The following is a 12,796-nucleotide window of genomic DNA, read 5'->3' on the forward strand; positions in this document are numbered from 1 at the left end:
AGTATAAGGTAACTTTTAATTACAAGCACTATATATTTTTTATATAATAAGTTGATTAAAATTATTAATGCTCCAAACATTTTAACAAATCATAGTGTACAGAAATATCATTCCTATATTCATCAATAAAAATGCGATATAGTATTCTGTCATTAATCAGAGTTTGTACAAATATGCCGTTTGAATAAATATCATACTGTTCGTCTTCAAATTCAAACATCTCCTTATTAGCTTTTGTAGCTTCAATCATAGTCCTGTCAAAGATTTTAATTTTTTGAAAAAACATTTCTTCACAACTAATTACCATAATATACTCTCCTTACAGATATATTTTCACTTATTCCTGGAATACTAGGACTTAGACAACAAATTCCACGTACAATCAAATAAATAATAGATCTTGCATTCATTAATATAAAAATGTATATTAATTATAATTTCTGCACTTCACATACCTAATTATAGTATAATTCTAAAGCTTATTGTCGAAAGTTTACATTTCTTAAACATACTTAACGTATAATTAACATAACTAAAAAATTGTAATAAGGAGTGTTATGTGATAGTTAATTAGGCTGTTGCAAATGTTTTAGCATAATAGATGAAGTAAAGGAAACTGTACAGCTTGGCAAGGATATGATTATTCATGGAGAGTTAAGTCCTTTAAAGATAGATAAAGCTATAAAAGCAATATCATTTTTTTATGTTTAAGTTTTTAGTAAGAAGTTAATTATTAAAGCTAGTTGATTTTTATTTTAAATGTTCTTGATAAGCTGAATATAAAAATTCATACTATTAAATAATAATAGTATGAAACTTTTTTTCTACGTATTTTCCTAAACTTATAATAAATTTAAGCTGATTAATATTATTAGAACATTTTTTTAGTAAGTAGTAAAAAGAATTATGATTACATTTTGATATGTTTTTATAATAATCTCTAGATATTTTCCAAAATTTTTGAGGAAAAGCTAAATAAGATATTATATATTTATAATCATCTAATGTTAACGAAAAAGTTTTTTCGTATAAATTTAAACATTCTAATGTTATATCTAGCTGCCAGTTAGTAGAATTTCGCTTTAGAAATCTTCTTAAGAAATAGGAGATATCATGGGCACAATAGTCTATGCTGCATTTATCAAAATCTATTATCCAAATTTTATTGTTATCATCAAATATTATATTTTTATTTACGTAATCTAGATGGCATAGGCAGGTGTTTAAATTATCATAGTTTATAGAAGAAGATATTCTAGAGGACATTTGTGCCAATATAAGGTTGATTTCAAAATATTGTAGAAACAATTGTGAGAATTTATCTTTATATTTAACTGCTAAATTTGAGCAGTTTAACAGTTGCTTAAAATGTTTTTCAAAGGATATATATGTTTTTTCAAAATTAATCCTTTCAATACTACCTTTAATGGGAGTGAAGTTTTTGCTTACTTTATGCATTTTAGCTAAATTAGAGATGGACACTAAAAGATGACTTTTAATGTTATAATTGCATTTAGTACCCGTTATCCAGGGAGTAAGCATAAAAAGCATTTCATTATATTTTACATATCGACCTCCATAAATTGTAGGTAATATTCTAGGAACTCTAACGTTATTTCTAAAAAGCCATTCCATGGCAGAATATACAAAAAGTAAATTTGCTTCATCAAAATATACTTTCTTTAAACAGTAATTTTTATTTAGATGACTTATTTTATATACTGCCCTCTGCTTATCTGTGTTTTTAAATTTGATTCTATCTATAGATGCATCATCCATATTGTAATAGGGAAGTACATATTTTTTTATAGTTCTTTCAGATAACAAATCCATATAAAAACTCCTCAAAAGTTGTTCCTCTATAATAATATTAAGGTGTCTTTTATAATATACATTATTCTTAAAAAAAGAAGTTTCAGAAAATAAAATGTAACAAATTTCTCATATAGAGAAGAATAATTTTTACTAGTATGTGGGTAAAATAGGAATAAATATATAGCATTTACAGTAAAGTTACAGAATTATATTATATATTATATATTTATAAGTAAAATTATGCAGTTTTAAAATTAAAAATTTTTTTTATTGAAGGATATTTAATTTTTGTAAAGAATATATATAGTATATTCCTTATTTGAGAAAAAAGATATTTATTTTTAAAGAAGGAATATAGTAATTTATGTCGAATATATTTATTCTTGAACATAATAATTTAAGATAGGTGGGGATTCGTTAGTGATATCGGAAGATGTCATTCAGAAAATAAAGGATGCAAGTGATATAGTAGATATCATATCTGAAAGTGTAAAGTTAAAAAGGGCAGGTAGAAATTATTTAGGATTATGTCCTTTTCATCAAGAAAAGACCCCATCTTTTAGTGTATCTGTTGATAAGCAAATATATAAATGCTTTGGTTGTGGTGAGGCAGGAAATGTAATAACGTTTGTTATGAAACTGAAAAAGTTAACTTTTCCCGAAGCATTGAAGATTTTAGCTGATCGAGCAAATATAGATCTGGATGAAAATGGTAATAGAAACGGCAATAGAAAGAATACTTATGAAAAACTTTATAAACTAAACATAGAAGCTGCCAGATATTTTTATAATTGTTTAAATAAAAATAAAATAGCTAAATCCTACATGTTAAATAGAGGAATAACAGAAAAAACCATGAACAAATTTGGTATTGGATATTCTGTTGACAGTTGGAATGATATGCTGATTTTCTTAAAGAAAAAAGGATTTACTGAACTGGATATGCTATCAGATGGACTTATAATTAAAAGTAAAAAGGGAAATTACTATGACAGATTTAGAAACAGAATAATTTTTCCCGTATTTGATTTTAGAGGAAAAGTAATAGGATTTGGAGGAAGAGTATTAGATGATTCTAAACCAAAGTATTTAAATTCTCCAGAAACTCATCTATTTAAAAAGGGTATTAATCTCTATGGATTAAATTTTGCCATAAAAAATAATACTTCTAGAATGTTTATAATTGTGGAAGGATACATGGATTGTATATCTCTTCATCAATATGGTATAACCAATGCAGTGGCTTCTCTAGGTACAGCTCTTACTATAAATCAGGCAAAACTTATGGCTAGGTATGTTGATAAAGTTATAATATCTTATGATGCAGATGCAGCAGGTCAAATAGCTACAGTTAGAGGTTTAGATATACTAAAAAGTGTAGGATTAGAAGTAAGGGTTTTAGTAGTACCCCAAGGAAAAGATCCTGATGAATTTATTAGGAATAATGGAAAAGATGCTTTTTTAGAACTTGTAGATAAAGCTCTACCACTTATAGAGTATAGAATTCAAAATATAAAAAGTAACATGAATTTCAACGATTCTGAAGATACTATAAAATATGTAGAAAAAGCACTAAAAATATTGTCTCAATTAGATCCTATAGAAAGAGAAATATATGTAAAAAGTATATCTGAAGAAACTGGAATAAGGGATCAAGTACTATATGATATGTTGAATGATAATATTCAAAAAAATGTAAAAAAAAATGAAAAGGTGAATATAGATGCTGGTTTTGGACAAAAATTATATTTAGAGCCAGCATATTTAAAGGCTGAGAGGGCTCTTTTAAAACTTATTTCAGAAAATGAAGAAGCGTTTAAGTATGCGCTAGATAAAATAGAAGTTGATAATATTATATTAGAAAGTCATAAAAAAATATATAGGTATATAGTGGAAAATATGAAATATGATATAGAAAAAAGAAAAAAGTTTGTAGAGTTAAATTGTCATGACGTAGATACCTCTAAAGAATGGGTTAACATTATGGAAACTAAAATTAAATATGACAGCATCAATTACAAAGATATGATAGATAATTATATAGATAAAATAGAAAGACATAGATTGGAAAAGTCCAAGAAGCACATTATAAATAGAATAAAAGAATGTGAAGCTCAGGGAAATTTGAATGAATCTCTAAAACTGGCACAAGAATTAATTAAAATACAAAAAAGGATTGGTGAAATGCAGTAATGGCAAAAGGAGGCAATAAAATGAAAAGTAAGAGTGCAAAGCTACAGTTAGTTAAAAAAATCATAGAAAAAGGTAAAAAAAATGGCACCTTAACTTATAAAGAAATAATGGACGAATTAGAAGAAGTGGACTTAAGTCCTGAGCAAATAGAAAAAATATATGAAGCTCTTGAATCCATGGGAATAGAAGTAACTGGTGATGAACATGAAACAGAATCAAATGAGAAAAACTTAGATTTATCGGTTCCTGATGGAATTGCAATAGATGATCCTGTAAGAATGTATTTAAAAGAAATAGGAAAAGTACCGCTGCTTTTACCAGAAGAAGAAATATCTCTTGCAAAAAGAATAGAAGAGGGAGACCAAATTGCCAAGAAAAAGTTAGCAGAAGCTAATTTAAGATTAGTGGTTAGCATAGCTAAAAGATATGTGGGTAGAGGAATGCTTTTCTTAGATTTAATTCAAGAAGGTAACCTTGGACTTATAAAAGCAGTAGAAAAGTTTGATTACAGAAAGGGATATAAATTTAGTACCTATGCTACATGGTGGATAAGGCAGGCAATTACAAGGGCAATAGCAGATCAGGCAAGAACAATAAGAATACCTGTTCACATGGTAGAAACCATAAATAAACTTGTAAGAGTTTCAAGACAGTTACTTCAAGAACTTGGAAGAGAACCTCATCCAGAAGAAGTAGCACAAATAATGGAGATGCCTGTAGATAAAGTAAGGGAGATTATGAAAATAGCACAGGAGCCTGTATCTCTTGAAACCCCTATTGGAGAAGAGGAAGACAGTCACCTTGGAGATTTTATACCAGATGATGAGGCACCAGCACCTGCAGAGGCAGCAGCTTTTACTATGCTTAAGGAGCAACTTATAAATGTATTAGATACTTTAACTCCAAGGGAAGAAAAAGTTTTAAGACTTAGGTTTGGTCTAGATGACGGAAGAGCTAGAACTCTAGAAGAAGTTGGAAAAGAGTTTAATGTAACTAGAGAGAGAATAAGGCAGATAGAGGCCAAGGCGCTTAGAAAGCTGAGGCATCCAAGTAGAAGTAAAAAATTAAAAGATTATTTAGATTAAGGCACCCTTTCCAAGGTGCTTTTACTTGTCTGGAAAACTAATTTGTAAACTTTCAAATAGGAGCAGAATATAACTTTATGATATAATGTTTAGTAAAGAAGGTGAGCAAATATGAAAACTACTTATAAATCTGCAAAGGGATTAGGAGTATGGACTATAGTAGGTATAACAGTTATATATAATGTATTTATGATAGTTCTTATAAATTTTATAAATTCCTACGAAATATTTAATCTTTTTAAACTAGCGTTTATAGCCGTAAATGCTTATCAAATTTATTATATAATAATTTGTGGAACTCTAAAATACTCTATGGACGAAGAAAATTTATATATAACCAGTATGTTTAAGTTTAAGAATGAAAAAATTCCTTTTAAAGATATAAGAATGTATCAAAAATCTAAAGGGTACATTAAAGGGGTAAAGCTATCAGGATATGGAAAAAGTAAATTTGCCATAGGAAGGTCGTTTATTCATAAAGTAGGTAGAACATATATGTTTGTTACTTCAACTAAAAATGTTATATACTTAAAGACAGATGATATAACTTATGGAATATCACCGGAAAACTTTCAAGAATTTGAATTAAAAATACAAGAAAGACATATAGAAAATTTACAGTGGCAAAATAAATTAAATAAGGGTGTTGAACTAAGAAAAGAACCCAAATTTCTTGTACCATTTATAATTGCAGCAATTATAGTCCTAATGCTTACGTTAAACCCTATAATCATGTATCTTTATGGAAACTTGCCAGATAGAATGCCTTTAAGTTTTAATCCAAATTTTATAGCTGTAGAATTTGGAACAGGGAAGCAGTTTGCATTTAAACAAATGACATATGGGCTTTTGAATATGGGACTGCTGTTTTGCATGTACTATGCTGCATATATTTTTTCTAAATATGATAAAAAAGTTTTTTATAAGTTTATATATACTGCATTGGTAGTGGCAGCATTTTTTTTAATTATGCAGATAAGAATACTTTGCACATTTAAATAATATTATTTTGGAATGGAGAATTATATGGAAATTAGTTTAAGGCTTAAAATTGTATCAAGTATGGTAGACAATTGTGAATGTGTAGCAGATATAGGTACAGATCACGGATATGTCCCTATTTATTTAGTAGAAAGTAAGGTGTGTAAAAGGGCTATAGCTTCAGATATAAATAAAGGACCTGTAGAAAAAGCCAGATTTAATATAAAACTTCATGGATTGGAAAATAAAATAGACGTAAGACTCGGTAGTGGACTTGCCTCTATAAAGCCTGGAGAAGCTCAGTATGTGATAATTGCAGGTATGGGAGGCAATCTTATAAGAGACATAATTATTGATGGTATGGAAATATTTAAAAAGGCAGATGCTTTAATACTTCAACCTATGAGAAATTCTGAAGTTCTTAGAGAATATATATACAAAAGTGGTTTTAAAATAATAGATGAAGAATTATGTATTGACGAAAACAGATTTTATGAGATAATAAAAATAAGATATGATAATGAAAGACAAGAAGTAGATAGTATATTCTATGAAGTGGGAAAGGCTTTGATAGACAAAAAGCATAAGCTTCTTTTAAAATTTGTAAGAAGTAAGATTGAATCTTATAATAAAATAATTTTAAATATAAAAGACAATACGGAGCTAGCCAGAAGTAGAAAAGAAGATTTATGTAATAAAATAAAGAAGCTGCAGGAGTTGATAGAATGTATTTAAGAGTACAGGATATACATGATATATTGGAAAAAAGAGCACCTTCCATACTTAAAGAAAGCTATGATAATGTAGGACTTATGGTAGGAGATATGAAATGTGAAGTAGGATCTATACTTGTGGCTTTAGATTGTACACTAGAAGTAATAGAAGAAGCTTTAAGGAATAATTGTAATCTTATATTTACCCATCACCCACTACTTTTTAAAAGACCATATACCATAACTACTGATACTCTAATAGGAAAAAAAATAATAGAGTTAATAAGAAATAATATAAATGTATATTCCAGTCATACTAATCTTGATTCTGTAAAAGGGGGAATAAATGATATTATTATGGAAAAGCTTGGACTTACCAATCATGATGTTATTGAACCTTCTAGAATTAAGAATTATGGTGAAAATGATTGTGGCATAGGAAGAATTGCAAGTCTTACCGAACCTATGACTTTAGCTAGGTTTTGTAATGAGGTAAAGAAATGTTTGAATATCTCTTCAGTTAGATATTCAGGAAATGAACTTAAAATTATAAATAAAGTGGCCCTTATAAACGGAAGTGGCCAGGATTATTTTGATGCAGCTAAAGCATTAGGTGCAGATTGTGTTATTACAGGTGATACTACTTATCATTATGTAAGTGATTTTCAAGAACAAGGTATAGCTGTAATTGATGCAGGACATTTCGGAACAGAATGGCCTGCTATGGAAATTATAGCTAATTTTTTAAGACATGAAATAAAAGTAAGAGGATTTGAGAATACTGTAATTTTATCAAAAGTAAATAAAAGTCCGTATAAATATAAGTAGAAATGAAAATTGAATTCATTTCTACTTTTTTTAAAATAAATATGGAAAGTATTTCACAGTATGGTGTTATTTACTCTAGAATTATATTTAAAAAATTTATTTAAATTAATGGGAGGAAGATATGATAAATTTACTTATTGAAATTCAGAAAAATATGGGGATTATAAAGAAAAATAAGAAAGATATAAAAGAAGATTCAAATGTTAGCTTATTGAAAGAGATGAAAAAAGAATTTGAGGCAGAAAAGCTAAATTACAAAAATATAGATAATAAATTTAAAAAGATAGAAGAGGATATGAAAGAACTAGAAGAAAAAATAAGTAAGCTAAAAGGGGATATAAAGATAGATGAGAATAAGTTATATGGAGACATGAAGTATGATTTAAAGTTTATGGAAACGCTGGAGAAGTCTATTAAATTGAAAGAAAATGATATAAAGAAATTGGAAGAAGATAGCTTAAATCTTATGTATGAAGAAGAGAATACATCAAAAGAAAGGTCTAAAAGTAGAAAAAAGTTGATGGATTTAAAAGAAAAGTTTTATAATTGTAAGGAAAGTAGCAGTGAGAACAGAGTTAGAGCTAAAGAAAATATAGTTAAAGCAGAAGGTAATATTAAGAAATTTGAACAACGTATTCCTAAAGAACTTTTGGATGAGTTTAATGAACTATGTTCTGTTAAAGGAACAGGAGCTGCCGTAATTTCAAAAGGAGTTTGTTCTGGGTGTAAAATGAAGGTATCTGCTGTTACTGTAGATGATATTAAAAAGAATAAGCATATAGTTTATTGTGATAATTGCGGTAGAATAGTACATTATAACCATTCAATTGAATAACTTACATTAAAAAATTAAAATTTTTGTTGTAATATTTTATTAGTTATGATATTATGTAATTCGTAAGTAAGTCAGACAATCGCTGCTGTAGAAATACAGGAGAGGAAAGTCCGGGCTTCATAGGGCAGGGTGCTGGGTAACACCCAGTCAGGGTGACCTGAAGGAAAGTGCAACAGAAATATACCGCCGAAATTTATTTCGGTAAGGTTGGAAAGGCGAGGTAAGAGCTCACCAGCGCATTGGTGACTTTGCGGCTATGTAAACCCCATCTGAAGCAAGATCGAATAGGAAAGCATATAAAAGCGGCCCGCTTTGCTTTCGGGTAGTATCGCTTGAGCCCACTGGTAACAATGGGCCTAGATAGATGATTGTCTAATACAGAACTCGGCTTATAGATTTGCTTACCCACTAGAAAACACTAGGTTTTGGCCTGGTGCTTTTTTACTTACATGGAGATATGTATTTGTGGTAGTGGAAATGTCTTTAGGATTATTATGAATGATTAATTTAGAAAACAAGAAAAGGGATATATATACAATATACCCCTTAACATACAACTTTTATTACTAAGCATTATAGATTCTTTGTTAAACCGGTTCTCTCATTAAAGGCCTCAATGTATTTATCAAGTTCTGGTCCCATTTGGTGAAGCTTACCCCAGTAATTATCATAATCATACCATTGTGCGTTTAATTCTTCTAAATCATATTGTTGTTGTTCAATCCATGTATAGTATTTAAGATTATGAATACGCTTTTTACTTTGATATGTTAATTCTTCCATACTATCAGTTCTAACACCTAAAACATTTCTATTATGATCTATAGCACCGTCAACAACTTCATAATCTCTTCCTCTTTGGGCAGTCATTTCTTGTAATCTTGATTGATACATTTCTGCTGAATCAGTAAGCACTGTTATTACCATATCATTTTCATTTAATTCGTAATATTTTGCGAATTTGATACATGAAAGTATATTTGCTGCACCTGATATACCAACCCATGAAAGTTTTTTAATTACATCTTCTTTAACTCCTGCAGACCTTAGATATTCTTGTCCAGCAGGTTCATTAAATAGACGGAACATAGCTAAACTATCATTATCATCTATTGCAATAACCATGTCTGTATTTCTTATATTATGAATCCATGGGACATGTTTGTCACCAATACCTTCAATTCTATGTTCGCCAAAACCATTGTTAAGCAGGGTTGGACATTGTAATGCCTCACCAACTGCAAATTTAGCATTTGGATATTGATCCTTTAAATAGTCTGCACTTCCTAAAGTTCCAGCTGATCCTGATGTTAAACATACGCCAGCAAGTTTTCCTTTCTCACCAGCTTCAGCTTTAATAACTGATTCCATAGCACTGCCAGTAACTTCATAATGCCATAAATGATTACCGAGTTCACCAAACTGATTAAATATAACAACATTATCTCTTGTTCTTCTTAGTTCCCATGTTTTATCATAGATTTCTTTTACGTTACTTTCAGAACCAGGGGTAGCGATAACTTCTCCAGCTACTTTTTTGAGCCAATCAAAACGTTCTTTACTCATATTTTCCGGCAAGATAGCAATTGAACTGCAGCCTAATAAAGCTGAGTTATAAGCTCCTCCACGGCAGAAGTTACCTGTTGAAGGCCATACTGCCTGATGGTAAGTAGGATCAAATTGACCAGTTACTAGACGTGGAACTAGACAAGCAAAGCTTGCCCCAACTTTATGAGCTCCTGTTGGAAAGAACTTTCCTGCCATAGCAAAAATTCTAGCTTTAACACCTGAAATTTCAGGAGGAATCTCAATATAGTTTGGTAATTTGTTGTACAAACCACCTTTTGCTACAGGCTCATTATACCAGGAAATTCTAAATAAATTAATGGGATCTATGTCCCATAATCCTGTTTCTTTTAATCTAGCTTTAATTTTTGCAGGTACCTTGCTGGAGTCTTTCATTTGTGCTAGTGTTGGAATAATGATGTTTTTCTCTTTAGCACTGGCTGCTGTCTTTTTCAATTGTTCTTCATTGATTGTTAAATCGATCAATTTATGCATCCTTTTTACCTCCTAATTTATACAAATTAAAATTAGACTAACTAGTTAGTCAACATATTCTATTCTTTAGTATATAATATTTTTTAATACATGTCAAAAATAACCATAGCAATCTAGTATAAATTGAATTTATATGATGAATAAAATATATAAATTTGATTATATATTAAAAAGTTGGTAATATCAATTTGTATAAATTTATGGGGAGGTTAGAAATGATTACATATATTATAGTATGTCCGCTGGTTTTTATTGCAGGTTTTGTAGATGCAATTGCAGGGGGAGGAGGACTTATATCGCTTCCAGCATATATGATTTCAGGGATTCCGGTTCATTTTGCTATTGGTACAAATAAAATGAGTTCTTGTATGGGGACAATTATAGCTACATGTCGTTATGCTAAAAATGGATATATAAAGTTGAAACTAGGAATTTGCAGCGCAGTTTGTGCTTTGATCGGGTCACCGCTTGGGGCTCTTATTTCCTTAAAAATAGAAGACTTTTATTTTAAAATTTTAATGTTGTTCATTTTGCCTATAACAGCATTTTATGTCTTACATAAGCATAATCTTGAAGATAATAAACAGGAAACATCAATGAATTATAAAACATACATAACATGTATGTTAATTGCATTTTTTTTGGGAATCTATGATGGGTTTTATGGCCCAGGAACAGGAACATTTTTATTGTTATTATTGACGAGCATTGCAAATTTGAGTATGAATACTTCTGCAGGAATTACAAAAGCTATAAATTTATCATCAAATGTAGCTAGTTTAGTAACATTCATTATAAATGCAAAAGTATTTTTAGTTTTGGGTTTAGTCGCAGGCTTATTTAGTATTGCTGGAAATTACATTGGTTCTGGTTATTTTACAAAAAGCGGATCAAAAATAGTACGTCCTGTAATTATAATTGTACTTACGATTTTTTTTATTAAAATATTAGTTGAGATATTATCGAAGCAGTTATAATTACAGGAACGTTTATTTTGTTTTAGGACTATTGGTATAAAGTGGACTTGATTTTTACTTGTATATTTTACCATCCGGTCCTAATTCAAATATGCGTCCAGTTTCTTTACTCACTAATATAAGATTTTGAAAATCAGTTCCATCACTATTATCGTGTCCATATAAAACATAACTTGCATTTAATATATCATCAGAGAGAAACCTTTTTAAAGTATCAGTACCAACAACGTTTTGTGCAGGCTCAAAAGAAGAATTAGGATATTTACTTTCAACGATTTTTAATGCTTGACTATAGTTGACTCCTCCGTGTTCTTGTATGTATGATGCACTTTTATGAGTGATATCGTCATCATCTTGCTTCTGCTGTTTTTTTGCATTTACTGCTTCCAACTTATATTTTGATTTTTCCTGCTGATCTTGAACTGCTTTTGCAAATACATCTTTTAAATTTTTAGCCTCAGAATTATTAGGATCTATTATTAGTACTGCATCTAGGTATTTATTCTATAAATTATACAAAATTCCTTTATAAATATAACACAGAAGTGAAAAAAGAAGTGAGTACTAAAAAATTGAAAAAGTATTCCCCTAATTGGCAGCATAGTTGTTAGATCCAACTGCTTCACATGGGATGAGAGAAAAATCTCTAAAAAGTTTTATGTATCAAGCATATGAATTAGTAATGAAAAGTTCAATAAAGAGTTATTTTAAAAAGAAACGCAATTTTATTGACATAGTAGTATTAGATAAAATTGACTTTAATAAAATTCAAGTAGAAACAGAATTTACTTTAGATAATAAAAGCAGAATATATATTAGGAGTGTGAAAAGATATGGACGAATTAGAAAAAAGAAAAATAGAATTACGAAATCATACAGGAAAGATGGTTAGACATTTCAAAAATAAAAGTTACTTAATATTAGATTTTGCAACACATACTGAGACAGAAGAAGAATTAGTTATATATAAAGCTCTTTACGGTAACTGCGGTGTATTTGCAAGACCAATAGACATGTTTGTTAGTGAAGTAGATCATGAAAAGTATCCGGAAATAAGTCAAAAGTGGAGATTTGAATTAATAAAATAGAAAAGTCGTTTTCATTTTTTTGTTTTATTTAGTTTTGACTTAATATGGTCACTTTAGTATAAATGTTTTTAGAAATTATGATGAAATATAATTTTTATTTTAGTTAAAAGTGAAGAAATTGTTGCAATTTTATCAAATATGTATTAGTATATAATAAAATTAATAATTCAGATGAAGATAGTGGGAGAGTTATGGCTTTTGCCATTCACCGAAGAAGTAA

At 29.1% G+C, this 12,796-nt stretch carries 13 protein-coding genes and 1 other RNA gene; 9 read left to right on the forward strand and 5 right to left on the reverse strand.

The window, feature by feature from the left end; translation table 11 throughout:
- Window positions 1-64: 64 nt before the first annotated feature.
- The 3 genes from CLJU_RS04035 to CLJU_RS04040 form a co-directional block, all read right to left on the reverse strand.
- On the reverse strand, window positions 65-307 hold the full coding sequence (locus CLJU_RS04035; protein WP_013237484.1) for a hypothetical protein: 243 nt from the start codon (window positions 305-307) through the stop codon (window positions 65-67).
- Window positions 297-410 (reverse strand): hypothetical protein, encoded by a 114-nt coding sequence (locus CLJU_RS23320; protein ID WP_122059781.1) that lies wholly within the window; start codon window positions 408-410, stop codon window positions 297-299. Before CLJU_RS23320 ends, CLJU_RS04035 begins: the two co-directional genes overlap by 11 nt.
- Before the next feature lie 385 nt (window positions 411-795).
- Window positions 796-1,833, reverse strand: coding sequence for a CotS family spore coat protein (locus CLJU_RS04040; RefSeq protein WP_013237485.1), 1,038 nt, complete (start codon window positions 1,831-1,833; stop codon window positions 796-798).
- Window positions 1,834-2,235: 402 nt separating this feature from the next.
- Between CLJU_RS04040 and dnaG the strand changes: the two genes are divergently transcribed.
- From dnaG to rnpB, 7 genes are all read left to right on the forward strand, one after another.
- Window positions 2,236-4,008: a DNA primase gene (gene dnaG / locus CLJU_RS04045; RefSeq protein ID WP_013237486.1), complete on the forward strand. Its 1,773-nt coding sequence runs from the start codon at window positions 2,236-2,238 to the stop codon at window positions 4,006-4,008.
- Window positions 4,008-5,093, forward strand: a complete 1,086-nt coding sequence (rpoD, locus tag CLJU_RS04050; protein ID WP_029170021.1) for an RNA polymerase sigma factor RpoD — start codon at window positions 4,008-4,010, stop codon at window positions 5,091-5,093. The genes dnaG and rpoD overlap by 1 nt, the downstream gene beginning before the upstream one ends.
- A 111-nt stretch (window positions 5,094-5,204) precedes the next feature.
- Complete coding sequence (locus CLJU_RS04055; protein ID WP_013237488.1) at window positions 5,205-6,095, forward strand: PH domain-containing protein; 891 nt, start codon at window positions 5,205-5,207, stop codon at window positions 6,093-6,095.
- A gap of 24 nt (window positions 6,096-6,119) precedes the next feature.
- The gene (locus CLJU_RS04060; protein ID WP_013237489.1) at window positions 6,120-6,809 is read left to right on the forward strand and encodes a tRNA (adenine(22)-N(1))-methyltransferase; all 690 of its coding nucleotides are present in this window, start codon (window positions 6,120-6,122) and stop codon (window positions 6,807-6,809) included.
- Complete coding sequence (locus tag CLJU_RS04065) at window positions 6,800-7,615, forward strand: Nif3-like dinuclear metal center hexameric protein (protein WP_013237490.1); 816 nt, start codon at window positions 6,800-6,802, stop codon at window positions 7,613-7,615. Before CLJU_RS04060 ends, CLJU_RS04065 begins: the two co-directional genes overlap by 10 nt.
- 121 nt (window positions 7,616-7,736) lie before the next feature.
- Window positions 7,737-8,450 carry a zinc ribbon domain-containing protein gene (locus tag CLJU_RS04070; RefSeq protein WP_013237491.1) on the forward strand — a complete coding sequence of 238 codons (714 nt, stop codon included), beginning with the start codon at window positions 7,737-7,739 and terminating at the stop codon, window positions 8,448-8,450.
- Between the two features lie 63 nt (window positions 8,451-8,513).
- Window positions 8,514-8,858, forward strand: an RNA gene (gene rnpB / locus CLJU_RS21520) — RNase P RNA component class A.
- Between the two features lie 165 nt (window positions 8,859-9,023).
- On the opposite strand, the gene CLJU_RS04075 is transcribed toward rnpB, so the two are convergent.
- Entirely contained in the window at window positions 9,024-10,511 is a 1,488-nt protein-coding gene (locus CLJU_RS04075; protein ID WP_013237492.1) for a pyridoxal-phosphate dependent enzyme, read from the reverse strand.
- Between the two features lie 215 nt (window positions 10,512-10,726).
- On the opposite strand from CLJU_RS04075, the gene CLJU_RS04080 reads away from it, so the two are divergent.
- Window positions 10,727-11,488 carry a sulfite exporter TauE/SafE family protein gene (locus CLJU_RS04080; RefSeq protein ID WP_013237493.1) on the forward strand — a complete coding sequence of 254 codons (762 nt, stop codon included), beginning with the start codon at window positions 10,727-10,729 and terminating at the stop codon, window positions 11,486-11,488.
- 54 nt (window positions 11,489-11,542) lie between these two features.
- On the opposite strand, the gene CLJU_RS04085 is transcribed toward CLJU_RS04080, so the two are convergent.
- Window positions 11,543-11,878 carry a hypothetical protein gene (locus CLJU_RS04085; protein ID WP_013237494.1) on the reverse strand — a complete coding sequence of 112 codons (336 nt, stop codon included), beginning with the start codon at window positions 11,876-11,878 and terminating at the stop codon, window positions 11,543-11,545.
- A gap of 443 nt (window positions 11,879-12,321) precedes the next feature.
- On the opposite strand from CLJU_RS04085, the gene CLJU_RS04090 reads away from it, so the two are divergent.
- Window positions 12,322-12,576, forward strand: coding sequence for a DUF1653 domain-containing protein (locus tag CLJU_RS04090; protein ID WP_148222368.1), 255 nt, complete (start codon window positions 12,322-12,324; stop codon window positions 12,574-12,576).
- Window positions 12,577-12,796: the final 220 nt, after the last annotated feature.

Origin of the sequence: Clostridium ljungdahlii DSM 13528, assembly GCF_000143685.1 — a bacterium.
In the GTDB taxonomy this organism is placed as follows: Bacteria; Bacillota; Clostridia; order Clostridiales; family Clostridiaceae; genus Clostridium_B; species Clostridium_B ljungdahlii.

Coding starts and splice junctions, on each gene's coding strand:
- CLJU_RS04035 (WP_013237484.1), bottom strand. CDS start 307: ATGGTAATTAGTTGTGAAGAAATGTTTTTTCAAAAAATTAAAATCTTT.
- CLJU_RS23320 (WP_122059781.1), bottom strand. CDS start 410: ATGAATGCAAGATCTATTATTTATTTGATTGTACGTGGAATTTGTTGT.
- CLJU_RS04040 (WP_013237485.1), bottom strand. CDS start 1,833: ATGGATTTGTTATCTGAAAGAACTATAAAAAAATATGTACTTCCCTAT.
- rpoD (WP_029170021.1), top strand. CDS start 4,008: ATGGCAAAAGGAGGCAATAAAATGAAAAGTAAGAGTGCAAAGCTACAG.
- CLJU_RS04055 (WP_013237488.1), top strand. CDS start 5,205: ATGAAAACTACTTATAAATCTGCAAAGGGATTAGGAGTATGGACTATA.
- CLJU_RS04060 (WP_013237489.1), top strand. CDS start 6,120: ATGGAAATTAGTTTAAGGCTTAAAATTGTATCAAGTATGGTAGACAAT.
- CLJU_RS04065 (WP_013237490.1), top strand. CDS start 6,800: ATGTATTTAAGAGTACAGGATATACATGATATATTGGAAAAAAGAGCA.
- CLJU_RS04070 (WP_013237491.1), top strand. CDS start 7,737: ATGATAAATTTACTTATTGAAATTCAGAAAAATATGGGGATTATAAAG.
- CLJU_RS04075 (WP_013237492.1), bottom strand. CDS start 10,511: ATGCATAAATTGATCGATTTAACAATCAATGAAGAACAATTGAAAAAG.
- CLJU_RS04080 (WP_013237493.1), top strand. CDS start 10,727: ATGATTACATATATTATAGTATGTCCGCTGGTTTTTATTGCAGGTTTT.
- CLJU_RS04090 (WP_148222368.1), top strand. CDS start 12,322: ATGGACGAATTAGAAAAAAGAAAAATAGAATTACGAAATCATACAGGA.